The sequence below is a fragment of the Siphonobacter sp. BAB-5385 genome (assembly GCF_002261125.1).
GTDB lineage: Bacteria > Bacteroidota > Bacteroidia > Cytophagales > Spirosomataceae > Siphonobacter.
The window spans coordinates 67,069-88,948 of record NZ_NMPS01000120.1 but is presented as its reverse complement, the minus strand read 5'-3'; the positions used below and the strand labels follow the sequence as shown (position 1 = coordinate 88,948).

The 21,880-nt window shown below is 49.7% G+C and carries 23 protein-coding genes; 4 read left to right on the top strand and 19 right to left on the bottom strand.

The genetic code is table 11. From position 1 onward, the window contains the following. Positions 1-7 precede the first annotated feature (7 nt). The 7 genes from BWI93_RS12310 to BWI93_RS12280 form a co-directional block, all read right to left on the bottom strand. Entirely contained in the window at positions 8-613 is a 606-nt protein-coding gene (locus BWI93_RS12310; RefSeq protein WP_094811692.1) for a Crp/Fnr family transcriptional regulator, read from the bottom strand. Between the two features lie 125 nt (positions 614-738). Further along, entirely contained in the window at positions 739-1,095 is a 357-nt protein-coding gene (locus BWI93_RS12305) for a hypothetical protein (RefSeq protein WP_094811690.1), read from the bottom strand. A gap of 1 nt (position 1,096) precedes the next feature. After that, on the bottom strand, positions 1,097-1,387 hold the full coding sequence (locus BWI93_RS12300) for a GNAT family N-acetyltransferase (RefSeq protein WP_094811688.1): 291 nt from the start codon (positions 1,385-1,387) through the stop codon (positions 1,097-1,099). Positions 1,388-1,398: 11 nt separating this feature from the next. Then, the gene (locus BWI93_RS12295) at positions 1,399-2,019 is read right to left on the bottom strand and encodes an alpha/beta hydrolase (protein ID WP_094811686.1); all 621 of its coding nucleotides are present in this window, start codon (positions 2,017-2,019) and stop codon (positions 1,399-1,401) included. Positions 2,020-2,022: 3 nt separating this feature from the next. Then, positions 2,023-2,961 (bottom strand): ring-cleaving dioxygenase, encoded by a 939-nt coding sequence (locus BWI93_RS12290; protein WP_094811684.1) that lies wholly within the window; start codon positions 2,959-2,961, stop codon positions 2,023-2,025. A gap of 80 nt (positions 2,962-3,041) precedes the next feature. After that, on the bottom strand, positions 3,042-3,719 hold the full coding sequence (gene rpiA / locus BWI93_RS12285) for a ribose-5-phosphate isomerase RpiA (RefSeq protein ID WP_094811682.1): 678 nt from the start codon (positions 3,717-3,719) through the stop codon (positions 3,042-3,044). A gap of 166 nt (positions 3,720-3,885) precedes the next feature. Beyond that, positions 3,886-4,851 (bottom strand): AraC family transcriptional regulator, encoded by a 966-nt coding sequence (locus BWI93_RS12280; RefSeq protein ID WP_094811680.1) that lies wholly within the window; start codon positions 4,849-4,851, stop codon positions 3,886-3,888. Positions 4,852-4,942: 91 nt separating this feature from the next. Between BWI93_RS12280 and BWI93_RS12275 the strand changes: the two genes are divergently transcribed. Next, positions 4,943-6,112, top strand: a complete 1,170-nt coding sequence (locus BWI93_RS12275) for an NAD(P)/FAD-dependent oxidoreductase (RefSeq protein ID WP_094811678.1) — start codon at positions 4,943-4,945, stop codon at positions 6,110-6,112. A gap of 109 nt (positions 6,113-6,221) precedes the next feature. On the opposite strand, the gene BWI93_RS12270 is transcribed toward BWI93_RS12275, so the two are convergent. After that, positions 6,222-6,587 (bottom strand): helix-turn-helix domain-containing protein, encoded by a 366-nt coding sequence (locus BWI93_RS12270; protein ID WP_094811676.1) that lies wholly within the window; start codon positions 6,585-6,587, stop codon positions 6,222-6,224. A 79-nt stretch (positions 6,588-6,666) separates the two neighbouring features. On the opposite strand from BWI93_RS12270, the gene BWI93_RS12265 reads away from it, so the two are divergent. Beyond that, positions 6,667-7,626 carry an aldo/keto reductase gene (locus BWI93_RS12265; RefSeq protein ID WP_094811674.1) on the top strand — a complete coding sequence of 320 codons (960 nt, stop codon included), beginning with the start codon at positions 6,667-6,669 and terminating at the stop codon, positions 7,624-7,626. 97 nt (positions 7,627-7,723) lie between these two features. Here BWI93_RS12265 and BWI93_RS12260 read toward each other — a convergent pair whose 3' ends face one another. Both BWI93_RS12260 and BWI93_RS12255 read right to left on the bottom strand, forming a co-directional pair. After that, on the bottom strand, positions 7,724-8,608 hold the full coding sequence (locus BWI93_RS12260) for a pirin family protein (RefSeq protein ID WP_094811672.1): 885 nt from the start codon (positions 8,606-8,608) through the stop codon (positions 7,724-7,726). A 51-nt stretch (positions 8,609-8,659) separates the two neighbouring features. Next, positions 8,660-9,688, bottom strand: a complete 1,029-nt coding sequence (locus BWI93_RS12255) for an LLM class flavin-dependent oxidoreductase (protein ID WP_094811670.1) — start codon at positions 9,686-9,688, stop codon at positions 8,660-8,662. 312 nt (positions 9,689-10,000) lie between these two features. Between BWI93_RS12255 and BWI93_RS12250 the strand changes: the two genes are divergently transcribed. After that, positions 10,001-10,585 (top strand): Crp/Fnr family transcriptional regulator, encoded by a 585-nt coding sequence (locus tag BWI93_RS12250; RefSeq protein ID WP_094811668.1) that lies wholly within the window; start codon positions 10,001-10,003, stop codon positions 10,583-10,585. Positions 10,586-10,828: 243 nt separating this feature from the next. Here BWI93_RS12250 and BWI93_RS12245 read toward each other — a convergent pair whose 3' ends face one another. Next, entirely contained in the window at positions 10,829-11,941 is a 1,113-nt protein-coding gene (locus BWI93_RS12245) for an alkene reductase (protein WP_094811666.1), read from the bottom strand. Positions 11,942-12,072: 131 nt separating this feature from the next. On the opposite strand from BWI93_RS12245, the gene BWI93_RS12240 reads away from it, so the two are divergent. Beyond that, the gene (locus BWI93_RS12240; protein WP_094811664.1) at positions 12,073-12,498 is read left to right on the top strand and encodes a helix-turn-helix domain-containing protein; all 426 of its coding nucleotides are present in this window, start codon (positions 12,073-12,075) and stop codon (positions 12,496-12,498) included. 316 nt (positions 12,499-12,814) lie between these two features. Here BWI93_RS12240 and BWI93_RS12235 read toward each other — a convergent pair whose 3' ends face one another. From BWI93_RS12235 to BWI93_RS12200, 8 genes are all read right to left on the bottom strand, one after another. Continuing rightward, the gene (locus BWI93_RS12235; protein ID WP_255157823.1) at positions 12,815-15,235 is read right to left on the bottom strand and encodes a TonB-dependent receptor; all 2,421 of its coding nucleotides are present in this window, start codon (positions 15,233-15,235) and stop codon (positions 12,815-12,817) included. A 41-nt stretch (positions 15,236-15,276) separates the two neighbouring features. Continuing rightward, complete coding sequence (locus tag BWI93_RS12230) at positions 15,277-15,972, bottom strand: ABC transporter ATP-binding protein (protein ID WP_094811660.1); 696 nt, start codon at positions 15,970-15,972, stop codon at positions 15,277-15,279. Further along, the gene (locus BWI93_RS12225) at positions 15,965-17,356 is read right to left on the bottom strand and encodes a DUF3526 domain-containing protein (RefSeq protein ID WP_094811658.1); all 1,392 of its coding nucleotides are present in this window, start codon (positions 17,354-17,356) and stop codon (positions 15,965-15,967) included. Before BWI93_RS12225 ends, BWI93_RS12230 begins: the two co-directional genes overlap by 8 nt. Next, entirely contained in the window at positions 17,353-18,423 is a 1,071-nt protein-coding gene (locus BWI93_RS12220) for a DUF3526 domain-containing protein (protein ID WP_094811656.1), read from the bottom strand. Before BWI93_RS12220 ends, BWI93_RS12225 begins: the two co-directional genes overlap by 4 nt. Before the next feature lie 23 nt (positions 18,424-18,446). Then, the gene (locus tag BWI93_RS12215) at positions 18,447-18,791 is read right to left on the bottom strand and encodes a hypothetical protein (protein ID WP_094811654.1); all 345 of its coding nucleotides are present in this window, start codon (positions 18,789-18,791) and stop codon (positions 18,447-18,449) included. Between the two features lie 432 nt (positions 18,792-19,223). Further along, positions 19,224-19,415, bottom strand: a complete 192-nt coding sequence (locus tag BWI93_RS12210; RefSeq protein ID WP_176454203.1) for a hypothetical protein — start codon at positions 19,413-19,415, stop codon at positions 19,224-19,226. Continuing rightward, positions 19,408-20,610: a PepSY domain-containing protein gene (locus BWI93_RS12205; RefSeq protein WP_255157822.1), complete on the bottom strand. Its 1,203-nt coding sequence runs from the start codon at positions 20,608-20,610 to the stop codon at positions 19,408-19,410. The genes BWI93_RS12210 and BWI93_RS12205 overlap by 8 nt, the downstream gene beginning before the upstream one ends. A gap of 63 nt (positions 20,611-20,673) precedes the next feature. Further along, positions 20,674-21,879 (bottom strand): hypothetical protein, encoded by a 1,206-nt coding sequence (locus tag BWI93_RS12200; protein WP_141217445.1) that lies wholly within the window; start codon positions 21,877-21,879, stop codon positions 20,674-20,676. Between the last annotated feature and the right edge of the window lies 1 nt (position 21,880).

Here is a 21,880-nt window from a genome sequence, read left to right as displayed (position 1 = left end):
TTCAAAATCAGGATTTTGGAGGGTTCGGTGTGGAAAGCTTCCGTCGTACTTTACTTAAGAATTCCGGCGTAAAACCTAGGTACGAAGCGATGTAATGCTGAGCTACCCGTTGCGGAATAGCCGGATAACGATTCAGAAAATCCAGGTATTTATCGACAGCCGTGGAGGATACGGTTCGGAAAAAGCGTTCCTGCAATTGCGAAAGATTACGCTGAACCATCAGCCGGAACATCCGTTCAAAAGCCGGTACGCGGTGTAGCAACTGCTCCTTGGTTTCGGGCGTGAGGATCAGTAATTCGCAGTCTTCCAGCGTTTCAATGTACCAATGGCTGGGTTTCTGTTCGTGGAAACTAATGATATCGCTTACCCACCAGTCTTCAATCGCGAACTGTAACGTCACTTCATTGCCATCGTGGTCAATGTGATACGTCCGAATGCAACCTTTCAGCAAGTACGCTTCAAACGTACATACTTCTCCTTCCTGCAATAAAAAGTGCTTTTTAGGAACCGTCCTGTGCTGGAGCAGCGAGTTGAAATACTGAAGATCCTCTTCCGAAAAAGAAGAATACTTACGGACATTGGTATTAATACGTTCGTAGAGCAGATCGGCCATTCCTGAATACGGATTGATTTTCCCGTAAAGTAAAAAGGTGTTGGTCGTTTTTGGTTAAGGGATCCTGGTGTAACAGGGAGCATTATCGCAACTACAAACTGAAAAACCCGGAGTAAAGCCCGGGTTTAGAACGTAATGAAAACGGACTTTCGCTTCGCATTCAACAGATTACGGGTGCGGTGCCCCTTGCCCGTAAGGTCTTCCATCTGCAAAATTTCACCGGCTTCAAAGATTCGTTTTTCACCCAGCGAAGTTTCAATTTCAATCCTGCCATCGAGCAAAATGATGAATTGCCGTTGCGGAGCCGTATGAAAATCGAAATCGTAGTCGGCGGTTACCTCTCGAAATATTACGTCCCGTACGGGCAGTTTTTCCGAGAGAAAGCCAATCGGTCCGGCATCCGTGAGGGGGTACTGAACCGTTTCAAAATGCGTATCGCCCTGTTCGTCGGCGTATACCTTCGTCACCTGAAATGTTTCCATCTTATTTCGATTGAACCAGACGATTCCAGTCGGGGTGCCGCTTCAGATACGCCTGTACGTACGGACACAGCGGTACCAAAGCTAATCCCCGTGACTCAATGTCTTCCAGCACCCGGGTCACCAAAGCCGAAGCGACGCCCATGCCCTCCAGTTCGCTGGGCACTTCCGTGTGAATCAGGTAGATCTTACTTCCTTTTTCGAGGTAATCGATGAAAGCCCGGTGCCCGTTGATCACCATTTCATAATGGTGAATGGGGACATTGTTGTGGAGCGGAATGCTGGAAAAGTCCATCGTCGTAGGTATTAGAGAATGTGTTGATTGACTAAATTGATTTCATCGGGTGAAATGGTGTGCATGCGGCCCGGATAAATACGGGAGGTAACCGAGGCGTTCAACTCTTCCAGAATCGAAACGCTTTCTTCCACCCGGGAAACGGGAACGTGCGGATCGGGATTGCCCGTGGAGATGAATACTGGCGTACCGGCAAAATCACCCTGATAATTGCCCGTTTCTAAGATTTCACCAATGAGGCCTCCCGTTAGTGCGATGATGCCACCGTAACGTTTGGCGTGGCGGGCCGTATATTCCAGCGTCAGACAGGCTCCCTGCGAAAACCCCAGAAAGTAGATATTTTCCGTAGTAATACCCGCTTCCACCAAATCACTAACCACCTGATCGATTGAATCCAGTGCTGAATCCAGTGCGGGCTGATTTTCTTCAACCGGTGCTAAAAAACTGTAGGGATACCAGCTATGCCGCGTGGCTTGCGGAGCGTAAATGGCCATTCCGTCGAGGTGGAGGTGACGACTGAGGGAAGCAATATCTTCCGCCGAACCACCCCGACCGTGAATCATGATGATTGCTTTTTGGGCTTCCTGAATGGGTGTGCCGCTGGTGAAAACTTGTTTTTGATGCGTATACATGGCTTAGTGTAATTGAGGAAGTACGTGTTCAAGTTCAGAACGGAAAGGCTCGTATTGAGCGGGCAGTTTCAGACCCATGCCCAGTTCAGCAACGGTCTCGTCGGTAGCAAAGCCCGGATTGTCGGTAGCCAGCTCGAACAATACACCGCCCGGTTCGCGGAAATACAGCGAGTAAAAATAGTTACGGTCAATTTTTTCCGTAATCTGATGGCCCGCCTCGATGATTTTCTTCCGGAATGCCATCAGAATCTCCTCGTTGCTAACCCGGAAGGCCACATGATGGACCGAACCACCCGCCGTATAGCCGGATTTTTCGCCGGGAATTTCCAGCAAGTCCACCATCGCTGCGTTGGGTACAGCCGCCGTTACAAAGCGGTACCGATTCTGTTCCTGCTCGAGTAAATGGTACCCGAAGAGCTCCGTCAGAATTTTGGCCGTAGCCTGACGATTCGCCGTTGTAATCGTGATCGCGTGAAAGCCCCGCGTGGCGTAATCCGCCGTCACCTCAGAGGTTTCCCAGGGCGTCCGCAGATCGGGCGTTTTAGCGACGGTCAGTTCCAGTTTCAAGCCATCCGGGTCCAGAACCGTCAGGTACGATTCGCCAAATTTTTCCGCAATCGGACTTTGCGTAACCTGTAGTTTTTCAAAACGTTTTTGCCAGAAGTCCAGACTGCCTTCGGGTACGGAATAAGCGATCTCCGTTACCTGACCGGCTCCCCGACGTCCGCGGGGCACTTTGGTACCCCAGGGGAAAAACGTTAAAATGGTACCGGGCGTGCCCTGTTCGTCGCCGTAGTAAAAGTGATAGGTTTCGGGGTCGTCGAAATTGACCGTTTTCTTTACCAGCCGTAAACCCAAGGCACGCGTATAAAAGTCGTAATTGCGTTGAGCGTCGCCAGCGATGGCCGTGATATGATGCAAACCTTTGATTGATGCTTCCATGTTCTGGTTGTTTGATGGATCAAAGGTAGAGCGAGCGGTACCCCCAAAACATTGAACTAGGACAAGAAAACGCGGAATGCTCAGCGGAAGCTTTGCGTGGTATCACCCATACCCATGATGACTTCATGAGTCAGGTTAATAAACAGACCATGACCGACGAGTCCTTCAATCGTTTTGAGTTCATGGGCCAGAGCAGCGGGATCCTCAATCAAGCCAAAATCCGTATCCACGATGTAATTGCCCTGATCGGTTAGAAAAGGTTTATCGCCTGACGGTCGAATTACGCCCTTACCGCCCCGCTGGTTCAGCTGGTTCATCACGTAATGCCAAGCGAAAGGAATGACTTCAATGGGAAGTTTAAACTTCCCCAGTTTTTCTACTTTCTTTGAAGAGTCCGTAATAATGATCTGGCGACGCGTGAGCGAGGCAACGATTTTCTCGCGTAACAGGGCTCCGCCACCCCCTTTAATCAACATGAGATCCGTAGTGAATTCATCGGCTCCGTCGATGGTCAGGTCGATGGCCTCTACTTCGTTGATGTCCAGTAAGGGAATGTTTAGCGACTCTGCCAGTTCCTTCGTACGAATCGACGTCGGAACACCCTGAATCCGTAGCCCCTCCTGTACCAGCCGACCAATGGCCTGCACGGCGTGTACCGCTGAGGAGCCCGTTCCTAAACCTACGATCTGATCATTCTGAATGTACTGAACGGCCTGTTCGGCGGCAAGTTGTTTTTCTCTATCTAAATTCGGTGTCATAGCGTATCGGTTTAGGAAAGCAAAGAAAGGCGGCGGGCGGCTATTTCCAAGCAAAAGCTTGGGAGCGAAGTGGAGCAGCCATCTCTGAGGCCAGATTCCACACGAGTAGCGTGTACCGATTAAGATTTCTATACAACCCTAACGGGCCCATCAAAACGGATGAAGGCTAGCCCTGTTGGTTTTGGGTGTTCCATTTCTTAGGCTTCATCCCCATACAGGCTTCGAATAATCGGCCGAAATGGCTGAGGTTGGTAAACCCAAGCCGGTAGCCCGCCTCCGATACCGAAAGCCGTTCTTCTTTCAACAGGCGGGCTGCCTCCTGCATCCGCAAGTGCTGGAAATAATCATACAAGCCTTTGCCAAATACCTGCTTGAAAAGTTTACGTAATTTCAATTCATTCATGCCACTCAACTTTACTAATTCGGCAATGGTCAGGGCCTGATCCAGCGAAGTACTCATCGCATTCCTCACCCGGTAAATGGCCTCCATCTCCGCCGTACTCATTGAGCAATAAGGCCTTGCCTGCCGATACGCCAGATTTTTAAACAGATGATACAGTAAGTTCAACGATTTCAGTCGGTAATACGCGTCCAGCAGGGTTCCTTCGGGAGCAGCCGTAACGATTTCATTGACCAGTACGGCAATCTCGGGGGACATGAATTCTTCAATCCAGAACGTATTCTCTGCTTCGAAGAGCGGGCTGAATTTGGACTGATCCCTGCCAAGGAACTGTTGCAAGTAACGCATCTCGACCAGGATCGTAATCTGCCGGATGTGCGACCGTTTGGGGAAGTTTACTTCACTCGCCATACGTGAAGGCGTTATGCGTACGTGTGGCCTTTCCTCAGGTAATGGCTGGCTCGTCTCTGCTGTTGCTTCCTTTCTCTCCTTAAACATATTCTGAAAGGATATCAACAGTCCCTTCTCAATGACGGTGATCGGCTTTCTCTGATAGGTAAATCCCTCCTTCGAGATCAGTGAACGGATCATGATCATCATTTCGGGCAGAAAATCAATGACTTTCATTTCCTGAAACTCCAGGGAAGTAAGCTCACTCAACTGGTCAGAAACGGATACCCCTAATGTATCTGCCAGTTCAAGCATGGATTGGCTATCGTTGAAAGAAGACATGTTTTTGGACTATTTATAATCGTTTTGCCGCTATTTTGATCGTAAACTTAGTCATACTTTTGCCAAGTCCATTAACAAAAGACGTAGCATCATGCAAAAGCGAATCATTATTTCAGGGGGAGGTATCGCCGGGCTCACGGCTGCCCTTTTCCTTCACAAACAAGGCCACGAAGTAACCATTCTGGACCGTGCCCAGGCGTTTACGAATGCGGGGTACTTACTATCCCTCAAAAACTTTGGGGTGAGGATTATGGAGGAGCTGAACCTGGTTGGGCCCTTACGCCAGGCCGCAACGCCCTCGGACTTCATGGACTTTGTGGATGGCCAGGGAAATCGTATTCGGCGGATTAGTTACCAGAAAATGGGGGAAGGCATGGAACCCTCCATTACGCTCACCCGGGGCGACCTTCACCGGCAAATTCACGAGGCCGTAAAGGATCAGGTGCAGATACGGATGAATTCCTGCATTGACTTCGTAGAGCAGGATGCCCATCAAGTCAAGATTACCCTAACGACGAAGGAGACACTGGAAGCTGATGTGCTCATCATCTCGGAGGGTTTACGATCTACCACTCGCGAGAAATGTTTCGAAGACAGCCAACTGGAAGACTTCAACGTGTTTTACGTAGGAGGTCGGTTAAAGAAAAACCATTCATATCAGGTCGGTTCCTTTAAAACCTACATTGACGTTCACAAAATGCTTTCCATTTATCCGATCCGTACGGATGAACTGGCCATTCAATGCTACATTTATCAGACGGAAGAGGTTTCCAGTCTACGGCAACACGCCGGGCCACTTTTACAGCAAACGTTCCAAAATTATTCGGCAGAAGTACGGGAACTGATGGCTGAGTTGCTGGCCAGCGGACTAGTCTTCGCGGATAAAATGGGGATGGTTCATGCCCCCAATCTGGTTCAGGGAAGAATCCTTTTGCTGGGCGATGCGGGTTACTGCCCCACAGCCTTATCCGGAATGGGAGCCTCCTTATCGATTTACGGAGCCAAGGCGTTGGCTCATTTCATGGCCGAATCACCTCAGGATCTTCCACGAGCACTTTCAAATTACAATGCAGTGATGCAGCCCATCGCCAGGAAATTTCAAACCAATGCCCGAAATAATGCCGCTTCCTTTCTGCCTCAGAACGAACCGAATCTACAGGCTTTTGCTGCTGCGTTCAGAAACGCGTCCGAATCCGAGGCTCACCGAAGGTTGACGGATCAAATCATACTTACGCCTGATCAGTTGAACTTTGTCCGTTGAGGACAATCAAAATGCCAACAGGAAAACATACGGATCCAGGAAGCATACCTAAAGGCGTTTGCTGTATTGGATTTGTATCGCAGGAGTACTTACTCAATAGTTCAGACCCCTACTGGTCTGCCTTGTTACCAGGGCCAACTAACGGTTCCAGTACTTCCCGATGCGTTTCACCCCATTTCGCCGTTGATTCAATCACGGGTATTAAAGTCTCACCTAGAGCCGTAAGGGTATATTCTGCTTTAAAAGGCTTTTGGTCGTAGGTGATCTTGCTCAGGATGCCGTGCTCTACCAATTGAGCTAAGTGAGTATCCAACAATCGCCTGGAGGCTTTAGGCATTTGACGCTGTAATTCACCCGGGCGGTTAATCCCCAAATGAATGCACCAGATGAGTTTAATCTTCCATTTTCCGTTCAGGACTTCCATGAACAGATGAAGACCGCATTCTACTTCTACCGGTAATTTTCGCTCATACATTTTACAAAGATAAAAAAATGTGATACGGCTGAATTTAGCCCTACTTGATTATGACTGTTCAGGATCGGTCCTTTGTCGAATGAACTACAAACTATTTGGAACACAGACGGGATTACCCGCCAGTCAGCTCATCATGGGCGGCTCCCAACTGGGTAATCGACGGGGACAGGGTACATCCGTAGCGGAAGCCCTGACCATCCTTGCTGCTTATGCAGAAGCGGGTGGAAACTTCATTGACGTATCAGATCTTTATCAATTTGGGCAAGCCGAAACGATTGTCGGCGAATTTATCCAGGATAAACGACCTGATTTTATCCTGTGTACGAAGTATACGCTCAGCAGTCAGGTGAATGCCCCGGTAGCAAACGTAGGTAACCACCGAAAAGCGATGCGACAGGCCGTAGACGCCAGTTTAAAACGATTAAAGACGGATTACATTGATCTGTATATGCCGCACTTTGATGATGGACATACCCCACTGGAAGAAATCGCTCGCGGTCTGGAGGACCTCGTCAAAGCGGGTAAGATCATTTACACGGGTCTGGCCAATTTCCCGGCCTGGAAAGCGGCCCTTATTGCTTCATCTATTCCCCTGGCTGCTATCCAGTTCGAATATAACCTGGCTCAGCGAGCGGCTGACCGCGAATTAAAACCGATGGCTGAACACATGGGGCTGGCCATGATGGGGTATTCTCCTTTAGCTGGAGGGTTATTGACTGCGAAATACCGCCGGGGTGACTCGGGTAGGCTTAGTAATTTGACTTCTTACCAGGAAGATGAAGCCACCACACCGATTCTTGATACACTTGAACACATCGCTCTCGAACTGGGTACGACTCCCGGACCAGTAGCCTTAGCCTGGACTCTGCGTCAGGGCCTGTTTCCTATCATTGGAGCCAGAACCCTGGCTCAGCTCCAAACCAGTTTTCAGGCAATCGGCTTATCCCTCTCACCTGACCAGCTTTCCCGACTGGATCAGGTGAGTAGGGTAGCCAAAGGTTATCCGCACGAATTGCTCGCAAGTGTACAGAAAAAATAGGGACCACTCTACGAACGATTTCCTGGCAAACAAACTAATAATCAATCCGGTATGAGGCAACAAGCGTGACAAACCAATAGCCTGCTGCTAGACCTCGTTACTCTACTTTCGACCTTTGTTTTTCGTAATCGATCGTTCCGTAATCACCATTATAGAAATCCCGGTATGCGTTAGCAATGTCGAGCTTCGAGTTCATGACGAAAGGGCCCTCTGCGGCAATGGGCTCCTGATACGTTTCTCCACCGAACAGCAGATAATCAGACGCTTCCGCATTTGCATTGCGTATTTCAAGGGTTCCCGCCGCTCTGTCAAATTCTATGAAGTCTCCGGCTTCGAAGGTTTCATCGTTTATCGTTGCGGACTGCGTTGGTAAATAGGCCGCTACTTCCAGTTGATCGGCAACATCCAGCGTAAAGCCAGCCCCCGGTTCCAGCTGGATATGGTAAAGAAACTGCTTTGAATACGTTGGAATCACGGCATTCAATGCTTCATAGGAGCCCGTAACCACCCTGAGCCAGCCCGGTCCATCAGGAAAGGTCTTAACCGGAACCTGATTGCCTTCAATGGCCAGGTACGCGGGTTGTTGAGCTTTGATCGCTGCGGGCAGGTTAATCCAGAACTGGAAGGCGTGGACTAGTTTTGAATCCGTTTTAGAATCGTAATTTAATGTTTCATCGTGGATAATACCGTTTCCGGCATTCATCCACTGAACACCCCCGGAATGGACCTTGGCGTAGTTTCCGGCACTATCAAAATGCTCATCTTCTCCATTCAGGATATACGTCAGCGTAGCAATGCCCCGGTGCGGATGGGCACCCGTTCCTTCTTTCGTAACCTTTGTCCGAAGCGTTGGAACGATGTGATCCAGAAAAACGAATGGCCCAACGGCGTCAGCGTATCGGTTAGGCAGGATTCGATAGATAGCCAGGTCGCCAATGTCCGCTCGTTGACCCTGCGTAGAAAAACTGCTTTTCTTTTTCATAAGGAATGTGGTCTGCAAAAAAGCTTTACTTGATTGATTGATCCCAAGTGTTCAATTCCCGGTGTTTGGTTTGAGCAGCGGAATAACTTTCGTTCCGATCAGCTCAATGGACCGCAGTAGTTGCGGGTGGGTAAGGCCGGCATTATCCATCTGAAAGGTAAACCGATCAACCCCTCCCAGGGCTTCGCTATGGCGTAACAGCTTTTGGGCGACTGTTTCAGGTCCACCGACTACGAGTACCCCTTTGGGTTCGATCAGGGCGTCGAAGGTACGTCTCGTCACGGGTGGCCAGCCCCGTTCGCGTCCTAACTTCGTCCATAACTCCGCATAACCCGGGTAATAGTCGGCGATGGCTGACGCATCGTCTTCACCCACGTAGCCCGGTGAATGAAGGCCGACTTTAAGCTGTTCGGGAGCGAAACCCGCCTCCTGACCCGATTTTCTGTACAAATCAATCAGTGGCCGAAAACGCTCGGTCTGGCCACCGATCACGGCCACCATTAGCGGAAGTCCCAACCGACCCGCACGCACGAATGATTGCGGCGTACCCCCGGCACCCAGCCAGACGGGCATCTTTTCCTGAACCGGACGGGGATAGATCGGCTGATTTTGTAATGCGGGTCTGAACTGGCCCGACCAGGTTACAAACTCTTCCCCACGGATTTGCAGCAGTAGCTCCAGCTTTTCCCGGAATAGAGCGTCGTAATCGTCGAGGTTAAATCCAAATAAAGGGTACGATTCGATCGCCGAACCCCGGCCAACCACCAGTTCCGTACGCCCTTTTGAAATAATATCCAGTGTCGCAAAACTTTGAAATACCCGGACCGGATCGGAGGTACTGAGGACGGTTACGGCACTGGTCAACCGGATATTCCGGGTGCGGGAAGCCGCCGCCGCCAGGATTACTGCGGGAACAGAATCTAAAAACTCCTTTTTGTGGTGTTCACCAATGCCGAAAATAGCAAGTCCGGCCTGGTCTGCCGCTACGATTCTATCCAGCAGTTGCTCCATAGCAACCTGACTGCTCAGCTCCTCGCTTCCGTACATAGCGGAAGCGAAACTATCTATACCTATTTCCATGGGTTTAAGTGCGTAAGATGATTCTCTGTATCCGATAAAAGCGTAGTTCACAAAACCGGTCAGACTACATTCCTAAGCTAATGAATAGTCCGTCTAACTTGTTTGATCTGCTTACTGCGAACAAAGTTGTGCTGCGGTATCCAAACAAAACGATGATATATAGCGAAAAAAAGATAGACAAATGTCGATGGATTCGTACACGCTTCAACTGCTGGAGCCAGTCAAAGGGGGTTACCAATCGAAATGGCTACGTATATTTGTCGGAATCAATGATGACCGTTCATCGATACTAGAAAATACGCAGGGATTCGTATGGTAGAGGCATTTCTTGAGTATTTAAAACAGTTTAGCACTTCTCCGCTTTCAATCGAGGAAAAGGCCCTTCTTCATCAGGCCTTTATCCCATCCAGACTAAGGAAGCGGCAGTATTTAGTACAGGCAGGAGAGCCGTGCCGGAATTTTGCGTTTATCGTAAAGGGCTCCATGCGACAGTATATCGTTGATGAAAAAGGGATTGAGCATATCGTCCAGCTGGGCGTGGAAGACTGGTGGATGGGTGATCGGGAAAGCTGGGTGAAGGGTACGCCAAGTGTATACAACGTCGATGCCTGGGAAGACACCCAAATGCTTTTAATCACCCGGCAATCCGCTCTTGAACTGCTAAAGAAGGTGCCCGCATTCAATGAAATGACCTGTCAGCTTGACGAGCGAAATAACATTGCCAATCAACGCAGGCTAACTTCGTCCATCAGCTCTCAGGCGGAAAAACGGTACGCTGAATTTATCGACTGGTATCCTGAACTAGCAGAGCGTTTCCCTCAGCACCTCATCGCTTCCTACCTGGGGATTACGAAAGATACCCTGAGTCGCGTCAAACGGCAGCGGATGCAAAAGTGACGCACAGGCTGGATCGACTGACGTGGCGTATTATGCCCGTTATCCTGCTCAATAGGGTTGATGAACGCTGCCCAGAGAAACGACACTACGGATTACTACTGCAGGATTTTCATTTGAAGGGTACTAGTGAAACCTGACTATCAATTTCTCCGGCTGCAAACAGGTATATCAATCGGAATCTGGCTGTCTATCAATGAATTGAGGTTCAGGTACTGACTGGCAGGCTGAATACTTTCCGTTCGTTCATCCGGGTACTGCCCGTGGATAATCGGTATAGCCCTTTTCGCCCCCGGTGTAGTAGGTATCACGGTCACTTTCCGCTAAAGGCAGATTATACGTAAAGCGTTCTGCCAAATCAGGGTTGGCAATAAACAAGGTGCCAAAGGATACCAGGTCGGCGGTGCCTTCATTCAGGATGGCATTGCCGCTTTCCTGCGTAAATCCCAGATTCACCATCAGTCTGCCGCTGTAGTGCTGCCGGAAATGATGGAAGTAATTTTCCTGTAATACGGCTACCGGGGTACCGGCTAAATCTTCCGCTGGCCCGACGATGTGCAGATAGGACAAATCATACGTACTCAGCCTTTTCAGCAGGTACTGGAAGGTTGGAATGGTTTCCTCATCGGGAGTCATGATCCCTACGTGACTTAGGGCGACCGGGGTAAATTTGATGGCTACACGCGTGCTATCCCACACCTCCAGAATAGCATCTATGATCTCAAACACAAAGCGGGTACGGTTTTCAATGCTGCCGCCGTAGGCATCGGTACGTTGATTGGTGGCCTGACTTAAAAATTGCGGAATCAGCATGCCAGCCTGGGCATGCACTTCAATGCCGTCAAACCCCGCCTGCTTCGCATGTTGGGCGGCCTGCTTGTAATCCTGTATGGTCTGTTTAATCTCAGCGACGGTCAGCTCGCGAGGCGTCAGGGAGTCTTTAAAGCCCTCAGGTGTAAATGATTGGGTTCGGGGATTGATGGCGGAAGGTCCGGCCGGCAATTCGCCAGCAAAGAAATCCGGGTGGGACGCCGAGCCAATGTGCCCTAACTGGGAGAAAATCAATCCGCCCTTGTCGTGTACGGCTTGCGTGACCCGTTTCCAGCCTTCGATCTGTTCCTGCGTGTAGATGCCGGGTACGTTAATAAACCCAATAGACTTAGTATTGACCCAGGTACCTTCACTCAGAATTAAGCCAGCTGAAGCACGTTGAGCGTAATATTCCGCCATCAATGGCGTAGGGATCAGGCCTGCATTGGTGGCACGGCCTCGGGTAAGCGATGCCATCACGACCCGGTTTTTTAATGTTAAATCGCCTAACTGGTATTCCTCCAACAGAGGTTGTGCGGTCTTTTTCATTCTTTTTTCTAGCAAACCTCGGGTAGATGGCCTCGCGGTACAAGAAGGGAGAAATGAATGGCCTAGGGATAAATTTATCCCGTATCTGGAATCGAGCGGCAATGCCTATTTTTGAATAAAGAAACCAGCACATGTACGAAAGAAAAATTCCCCTCACCATAGATTGTGGCCTGCACTTAACGAAGGAAGTGCTAAACGGCAAATGGAAGCCAGCCCTGCTGAATGCGATTTCGCTGAATATCAAGCGTCCAAGCGAAATCCTGCGACTGTTACCGGGAGCTACCCGCCGGGTACTAAACGTCCAGCTCAAAGAACTGGAAGGACATGGAATGGTAGAGAAGAAAATTTACCCGCAGCTGCCACCTAAAGTAGAATACTCGCTTACGGAAATGGGCTGGTCGCTGATGCCTATTATTGATGCGATGAACCAGTGGGGCGACGCGAATCGCAACTTTCTGGAGGCCGTTATTGCTCAGGACCCTAAAACGGGCGAAACGTCAAAATCGACCTGTCAGTTTTACCGGCAGATGGCTTTAGAGCCTGAAGTTCAGGGATAGGTTGAGGTTACAGAATTACGAAAAAGGTTTTACGTGTCGTACCTGTCGTACGTAAAAGTGTCAAGACTAGTAGTTCCTCTCACGGTTCAAACGAGAAGCATTCGCGGCCGGAAACAAACCGAGAGGATTGATGATTGGATTTGTCCAGGAAGCGTTAGTCCATCGAAATAGCATACAATTGTTCTTCTATCGAAAATGGGCTGTAACCTAATGACCATAAATAAAAGTGGGACGATCAGGCTTTTCACCTGTCCCGTCCCATCCTTCCAGATTTTACGAACGGATGCCTACTATTTCTGCTGACACGCTTGAAGCATTAGAAGCGGAAGGTTAGCGTAAGCATAGCATTTCGGGGGGCACCAGGGAAAAGTCGAAGGTAGTTCTGAGCCCCAAGCCAATACGTTCGATCAAACACATTATTGACGTTCAGGGCCAGTTGCACATTGCTTTTCGCGGGCGTGTAGTAGAAAGCAGCATCAAAAACGGTGAAGGCCGGTATCAGGAAACTTCTGGTAAACCAGGGCACTTTATCGCCCTGATACTGTACACCCAGCCCAATCCCTAAATCTTTTAACGCCGATGCACTGCTGAAATTATAGCGTGTCCACAGGTTCGCACTGTGCCGGGGAGTATTTTGTTTACGGGCACCAATCAGGCTTTCATCCTGGTCGCGGGTAATCACTGCATCGATAAAACTGTACGACGCATTCACCTGCCATTCCGGCGTAATGTAGCCGGCCAGTTCCCACTCAATTCCTCGGCTGCGTTCGGCTCCACGGGTAACGAGTCGGTCTGGATTAACCGGATCGTTGGCGTTCATGAGAATGTTTTTCTGAATGATTTCATACAGGGCCACATTCATGTGCATACGGTTCTGGAAAAACGAAGACTTAACGCCCACTTCTTTCAGACTGCTTCGCAAGGGGTCAAACGTACTGCCAGCGGGTAAATTGCCCGTTTGCGGCATCAGACTCACGGTGTTGGATTGCGGCTGAAACCCTTCCAGATAAGTGCCGTACACGTTGATTGCCGGACTGACCATATAGGTCAGTCCGATCCGGGGAAGCAGGGCCGTTTTTTTGACCGTGCTCGCATTTGGCGTTTGGTAGTTCGTAATATCCTCAAACCAGTCGTTACGAAGCCCGAGCAGTACCAGCATTTTTCCCAGTTGAAGTTGTTCCTGGAGGTAAATGGCATGGGTCGTAGTCAGGGCCGCCGGCAATGCCGTTCTGACATTCATGGTGTAATCTTCCACATTGCGGAGGGTATACTGAGGGTTTTGCAGATCGAAATAGTTCACATTTGGCTTGGGTAATACCACGCCGTTGGCGGTAATGGTCTGGTAGTTCGCGGCATTGGCCAGCACAAACGAACTAGCTACGGTACCGTCTTTCAGCAGAAAACCCCGGGCTGCATTTTGTCCCCCGCCTTTGAGCTTGCTCCAGCTGGTCAGATCATAGCCCAGCAGAAGCTTGTGCCCAATCTTGCCCGTATTAAAATCAAAGTTCAGGTAAGCATTCAGATTGTCGGTGTTCCAGTATTGCTGGCGTTGCACAAACTGCATGGCAGCCAGACTGGTTACGGGTTCGTTTTTGATAGTAGGGGCGAAAGCGTTTGTGGTACGGTGCTCACGCAAATCCTCCGTCCAGGACTGCTTCATGTACGCGGCGTTGAAACCAATCTTCGAACTAAACTTATGCGACAGACTTCCCATCAAAATCAATTCCCTGGACCGGAAGTAGTCATTCGGTGCCCCCAGATTGAGTCGGGTGGAGGTACTGTTGAGCCGCGTCTGACCGGCAACTGCACCAAAAATGGGTTGGCCACGGTCAAGCGTACCGTTCATATCACTGTAGATCAGCTCCGCATTCAACGCCGTTTTTTGGTTCGGAATATAGCTCAAAGAGGGGGAAAGAAGGAGTGATTTGCTATTCACCAGGTCACGGAAAGAACGGGCCTGCTGATAGGCTGCGTTCAGGCGATAAAGCACTGTTTTCGATTCGTTCAGCGGACCCGTGAAATCCAGTGTACCGCGAAAGGTACTGAAACTTCCGCCGCCCAGTGTGACTTCCCTGCGTTGTACAGCCAGGGGTTTTTTCGTCACCATATTGATACTTCCACCCGGATCGACGGAAGAGAAAGTTGCACTGGCGGGCCCTTTGATCACTTCTACCCGCTCAATATTGGCCGTCAGTGGTTGCAAAAAATAGTATTGCCGCGTACGCATGCCATTGATAATCTGACCTTCCTCGTTCTGGCTGATTCCCCGAATGGTGTACTGGTTGTAGTAGCTGGAAGGAATCACGCCGCTGGCGATCTTAACGGCGTCGCCCAATTGAAAAGCCTGCCGATCGGTAATCAATTCTTTGGTAAGGGAAGTGATGGCCTGTGGAATAGCCTTGTTAGGTGTTGAAATCCGCGTGGCAGAAAAGGAATAATCGCCGCTGTAGTCCCTGGCCAGGCGACCCGTCACTTCGACCGTTTGTAACTGACTGGCCTCCGGTAGTAATTCAATGCTAAGAAAATCATTTCCGGCGACCCGTCGCTCGGTCTTGTAGCCCACCGCGGAAATCTGTATCGTTCCTTTGCCTGCCAAAGTAAAGAAACCGGCTGAGTCGGTAACGGTTCCTTTGCCCGAACCAAGCAACCTGATGCTCGCACCCGAAATTCTGAAACCCGTAGCGGCCTCTGCAACGGAGCCCCTGATTTGCTGAGCCTGGATTTGTAAAGTGGTCAATAAAAAAAGAAGGGTAAAAAATCGGATCATACAAGGGGTAATTAGACTGTTTTGAGGTAAAGACTTTCCAGCTCGTTGGCTGAGATCGTATCGGCATCAAGGATGGATTGAAGAACGCCTTCTTTCATGATGCCAATGCGGCTGGCTACTTCTTTGGCACGAAAAATGTCATGCGTGGTCATTAAAATGGCAGTACCGTTGGCGGCCCGTGTTTGTATGATTTCCGAAAATTCACTGGAAGCCTTCGGGTCCAGTCCACTGGTCGGCTCATCGAGGAGGAGTGCTTTCGCTTTCTTGGCTACGGCGATGGCAATGCCTACCTTTTGCCGCATGCCTTTGGAGTAGGCAGAAAGCCGCTGGTTGAAAGCCTGGGCTTGCAATCCGGTCGCTGAAAGCAGAGAACCCAGCTCTTCCGGGGTATACGCGAAACCCGCCAGAGAAGAAAAATACGCCAGATTTTCGATACCGGTCAGGTTGGGGTAAAGCATGACCGTTTCGGGAATGTAGGCCAGATAGCGTTTAATTTCCTGCGGCTGGTCAGCCACGGAGAGGCCATTGATAAGGGCAACCCCTTCGCTGGGTTCAGTAAAGCCTAAAAAAAGGTTGATGGTCGTCGTTTTTCCGGCTCCATTCTGGCCGAGTAATGCAAAAACCTCACCCGGCTGAATGAGTAAATCCAGTTGGTTGACCGCAGTATGGTTCCCGTATCGTTTGGTGAGGTTTTTCGCTTCAATCATGGGATAAGTTTTTAATGGTCAGGAAATTTCTTTTAAACAAAACGAAGGCCAGTGCCAGACAAGCGAAAGACCACACCAGGATCGCCAGGATTCCGGCAGCAGGAAATTCGCTCACATAACCGATGGGTTGATAAGGTGGATAACCAGCCCAATCCAGGTGTTCGGTAGGGGTGTCTTCGAAAATATGCGGATAGAAATATTCCCGAATCTGGCGGTGATGGGCTTTCACCGATTGCAGATAGCGTACGTGACTTTCCAGATCAGTATTGGCTACTTTATTCAAGGCTTGCTGGGCCGCGATAACCGGGTTAAACCAGCTCATGGTTTCGGACAGGCTTTGTCTTTGGCTTAATTTCTCGAAAAGTTGTTCCGATGCGTGTTTCGAATCCAGATCACCCGAGAACTGCATGGCATAGTACCAGCCGGGAGAAAAGGTATGGTCAGGGATCGGGTAGTGGCGATACTGAGGGTAGACCGCATAGAACTTTTCCATGGTGGCCTTCTTGGGCTGATCCCATTTGGCATGATAGCCTTCCCGTTGACGAATTGCCGTTTCGCTTGCCTCGGGAACGGGAACGCTACTGCTAACAACGATAGTGGCGATGCCGGGCAGAAGGATTGTCAGAAAGATCCAGACGCAAATCAACGCAGTGGCATTGAAGGAAGAGCGTTTGCCGAAGGAAACGATCAGGGCTGCCATGGTGAACCAAAACAGGACGTAAATCAATACCACGAGCAGTAGCTGAAAAGTGGGCCCGGTGAAGGGAAGTTGCAGCGAAAGGCAAGCCGCCGTAAACACGGCGAAGGTGAGCAACAGCAGTACCCCCAGCCGCACCAGTAGTTTCCCGGCAACAGTTTGCCCTACATGGGTAGTTGAGGTGTGCAGGATGTTCCAGACGCCCGTTTCCTGCTCCTCGGAAATGACATTGTAGGTTAAAGCGATGATGAGCAGGGGAAGGAGGAACAGAAACACGAAAGCAGCATCCAGGTTTCCTGCCAGGAGAGTAAGCGGATTGGTTAGTTCTGAATCATAAAGTTGCCCTTCAATAGCAAGCATTTTTACTTTCAGCGTATACGGATAAATATCACGTTGACCCAGGGCAAACCGAGCCCAGGGGGCAGGTGGGTTGACGGTATAAAAAAACGGATAGTACGCCGTGGTCCCTGCGACTTTTCCCGTACCATGCGTAACGACCTGCTGCAAGTGGTGTTTTTGCACGGAAGGTACGGAGGTGATGGTTTGCTCCTGCTGATCAATCACCTGATTCGCGTGCAGAAAGCTGTAAAAGGCGAAAGCCAGCACGCCAATCGTTCCCATTTGTACCGTTTTACTCCGTAAAAAATTCCGTAGTTCCAGGAGCAATACACTTCGGTAACGTTTCATAACTGAAAATGGCGTTTGGTGGAAATGTAGTATAAGGCACCGAAGCCCGCCAGTACCCAGCAAACCAGTGCAGCCAGACTAATACCCGCCGCCGACAGGTTCGCCGCGATCGAAAGCGGCTGGAAGGTGAAATCAGGCATACGCTGCCAATGATCCGCACCGACCTTTTGCTGACTATCGTTCCTATACTGGATTTGCGTTAAATGAATCTCATTAAGGCGTTGTGATTTTTCGTAACGGTAGCGTTCGGTTTGCTGCTGAAAAGCGGTAAAGGAGTCGAAATCAGTACCGGAAAGATTCATCGAAAGGTTACGGATGGCCAGGAAAGGATCCGCGAAACCGAAAGCCGTGGACACGGCATTCTGCGATCGGTAAGTACCGATCAGGCGGTCAAAATGTTTATTGAATAAGGTAGATGTAATGGTTTCGCTCTCCTTCATGACGAATGCCCCGTAATTTAACGGCAGGGCCTGAACAGAATCGACGCCATACTTTTTCAACAGGTCTGCTTTTAATTGGGCAAAATGCGGATCGTTGGGGTTATGACTGTCGCCTTGCTGACTCATCTCTGCTTCGATGGCCTGTTCAAAGGCAATCTTGTTGGGGGCCTCGTAAAGACGGCTACCCAGGGTCTGGGCACTTTTAGGAATGATTATAATGAATAAAATCCAGCCAAAAACCAGTGCCATGAGTGCCTGCTTGGCCGACCTGCTCACCGCCGATACGCCTACGACGAGTAGAACAATACTCAGAAAATAGACTGCGTAAGAAGAAACGATTATCGATATACGTAATGTGTTTTCTACACCTATTTTACCCGAAAGGAAAAAAGATCCGACGAAAAGGCTTATCAGGATGAGCGGTAAGAATAAAATCCAGATTGCAGCGGTTAGCCCCGCCGTTTTGCCAACCAAAAGGTCAAAGTAAGAGGCACGCTGGCAAAGCAGAATTTTTAACACACCGTTTTGTTTCAGGCCCGCAATCGTTGGAAAGCCGATAAAAATAATGAGTAGCGGCACCAGTAACTGTAGAACCAAGGCCATACTTAATTCGCCAAATCGTAACATGCCATTCGAAAAACTGGCCTCACTCAGGTTGATTGTATTTTGACGGTGTGCTTCCAGAAATACGGCGTTGCGACGTAACTGTCGAGGCCAAAGTCAAAAAAGCTAAGGGGCGATTTTTCGCGAAAAACCAGATAGCCATAATGGGCCACCCGGTGGGGGTGTCGATCGGGCTGGCTCATCCACTGGTCATAAACTTGCTGATGGGCAGTCGCTTGCTGTCGGTTAAACTTGCCAACGTACTGCCAGCCGGTAATCATTGCCAGTAGCGAAACGGCCAGTAGTGAAAAATACAGTAACCGCGTATTCCGGCCCCGAAAAATGGCATTCCATTCCTGGCGGGCAATGAGTTTGATATAATGAAGGTGCATGGGGCGAGTGATCCGGTCTCAATTGCAATAATGTTGCAAATAAACACAGGATTCGTTGTATTTGCATCAGTGTTGCATAAAAACTGTAAACTGTTTCCAGCTATATCGACACGCTTCAATTGCTTACCCAAAGCGTTAGGGGCATGAATTGGATAGAACAGCTATTCGAAATTTTAACGAATCCAGCTCAAACGGACCATTATTGTTCATTTGAATGAAAGCTTATGTTTGCCCAGATCATAAGTTCCAAAGCAGTCATTACCGAGGAAAGGAACTACGTATGCCATGAATGAATTGTCATCGGCCAGCGAATGGCACGACGAAAAGGCTAATAAGGTGTAGCTCCGAAAGCAGGGCTGCTTTCAACCTGAAAATTGAAAAAACGACACGGGTATGACTCGTGTCGTTTTTATGGTAAATGAGCAGATTAGTCTACTTCACGGCTTTCTTACTGCCTTGCGGCTTCAGCCAAAACCGGGCAATAACCAGTAAAGGAACGCTTAGGGTCAGCCAGGATAACGCATCCCAGAGGTCATTACCGACCAGGGCGGAAATGAGGCCGCTGAGGCTGATGATAGCCAGTAACAACGGGATTGTCCAGATATGCCAGAATCGATTAGTCATCCGTTGGGGGCGAATTAAGGGTTAGAATTTCAGCGTTCTCGATCTGTTTTGCCTTCGACTCTCCCATGCGGGCAATCTGAGCTTTGGTTGCTTTGGTGCGAGCAAACCACAAATACAAACCGCTGATCAATACCACAATGGTTACCAGATCGAAAAGTGCCCAGATTATTTTTAGCGGGAGTCCGCCGTAGTCGCCAAAATGGAGCGGTTGCGAAAGAAACAAGGCATTGACAAACCAGGGCATGTCCCGCATATCGGTCAATTTTCCCGTTTTAGCATCAACCAGTGCCGGTTTAATCAATCGTTCGGTAAGGGGTGTTTTACCCTTGGCAAATACGGCGTAGTGGTGTTTACTAGAGAACATCGTTCCCGGATAGGCCACCAGATACGGTTCCATCTCGGGGGCGGCCCGTCGGGTAACCTCGAAGGCCTGATCCAGCGAACTGAGTTGGCCCGTTAAGGGGGCAGCATTCTTATAGGGAGCGGTCATCTCGGCCAGTTGGCCTACCTGCCATAAACCCAGCACCACTTCCGAGAGGGTATTGATGACGCCCGTGAAACCGACCACAACGGCCCAGGCCACCGTTACGACGCCGAGCAGGTTGTGTAAATCCAGCCATTTCAGCCGGGAAGACTTCTCGGTACGAATCATCCCGAAATTAAATCGTTTCATGATGGGTCCATACAGCATCAGCCCTGATACAATCGCCAGCACGAACAGTATGCCCATCAAACCCAGAAACAGTTTGCCGCCTATCCCCATGAACATGTCGGTATGCAGTTGAAGCATGACGTACATAAAACCCTCCTGATCATGGGGCTCTTCCAGCACTTTGCCCGTTCGCTCATCCAGAATAACCGTTTTAAAATTAGTAGGAGGAGCCGTTAGCGAATCGGATAAACTCAGCGTTACGGTATTCGGCTGGTGATCATCCCAGTACAGAAACCGGATTACTTTGCTGGGATTGGCTTGCAGCCCGGTCTCCACGAGTTTATTCAGGCTTACTTTGGGGGTATGGGCGGGCAAGGTGGGAGCCAGCTTGGGTTCCAGCCCCTCGATTTCCTCATGAAAAATCAGAGGCAAGCCCGTCACGCACAGCATCAGCAGAAAAGCCGTGCAGATCAGACTGGTCCACTTGTGAATCTGAAACCAGGTTTTTACCCGTTTGGTCGTGCTCATACGTGTTCGATTCATTTTTTTGACCGGATTTACCGGATTTTACAGAATCAGTCCTGTAAATCCGATCGTAGTAAAAACTTACTGTAATTTCACAAAGCCCCAGAGGCTGCCCTCGTGGGCTACGTTGAATACCTGTGTCGCCTGGGTGCCATCCAGTACGTAATAGCCGTCCACTTTCTGGCCTGGATTCCGAACCCAGCAATAGATTTTTCCATCGATTTCGGTAATCCCATAATCGTTAGCATAGGAGTAATCATGCTGCGGCATCCCTTCAATTTTTGTTTTCTGGCCCGTAGCCATATCGACTACGTAATAGTCAAAAATTGGGCTGGTGAGGTTAGAGAAATTAGCCGCCAGCGGAGTAGAAGGTAACTCAAGGTAGATCTTCCCGCCTTTTATTAAGGCAGTAGCAATGGAAGCTCCGTTTTGTAAGTCATTGGCTTTCAGTATCCAGTTACGATCAAAATCGGTTTCGCCTTTCTTGATCCGAATCACTGAAGAGTTAGTAAAGCCCGTCCCCAGTGCCGTGCTGTAGAAATACAGGGCCCCATCATCGCCGAGGCTCCACATCTTATTAGCCGAGGAACCCCAGCCCACGCCTTTCAGCCCCTCATACTTGATCGTTTTATCCAGTTTATCCGTCGCCATATCAATCACGGCAAACGCAATGTAGTTGTACATATCGTCACCGTAACCCAGTGCTTTTTTGGTGCCATAGGTAATACCGGCGTACAGTTTACCTTCCTTCGTTGCCAGCGTGTGCTTGCCAATGACCTGATATTCCACCCCGGATTTTTGCAGGGACGACAGGTCGATCTCCCCGATTCGCTGCATGGTGGTCGGATTGAATTTTTGGATCTTGAGCGTTCCCCGCGTTTCGTCCAGGTAATAGCCGCTGGTTTCCGTGGCAATCACGTACTGAGTAGAACCCGCAATGAAACCTCCATCGACAATACTGCCGTCGTCGGCTACGGTATACTTTTGCAGCCCTATGTCACCAGCCGCATTGCTACGGTTGAAAAACCACTTTCCGAAAGCCCGAAAGCCAAAGGCGGATTTGACTTGCAAGGCTTTCGACGTAATGGGGTTTACGGTCCCGGTCGGTATACTGGTGAACGCCGTCAGATAACCCGGTGACTGAAACTTGGTCACATCGGTCATCAGCACATATGTTGCGTTGGCAGTCGGGGTTGGCGTTGGGTTATCAGAACTGTCTTTGCTACACCCCGCGAGCAGGGCGATGGTCAGGCAGCAAAGAATAAACTGGGAAACAGACGTTTTCATA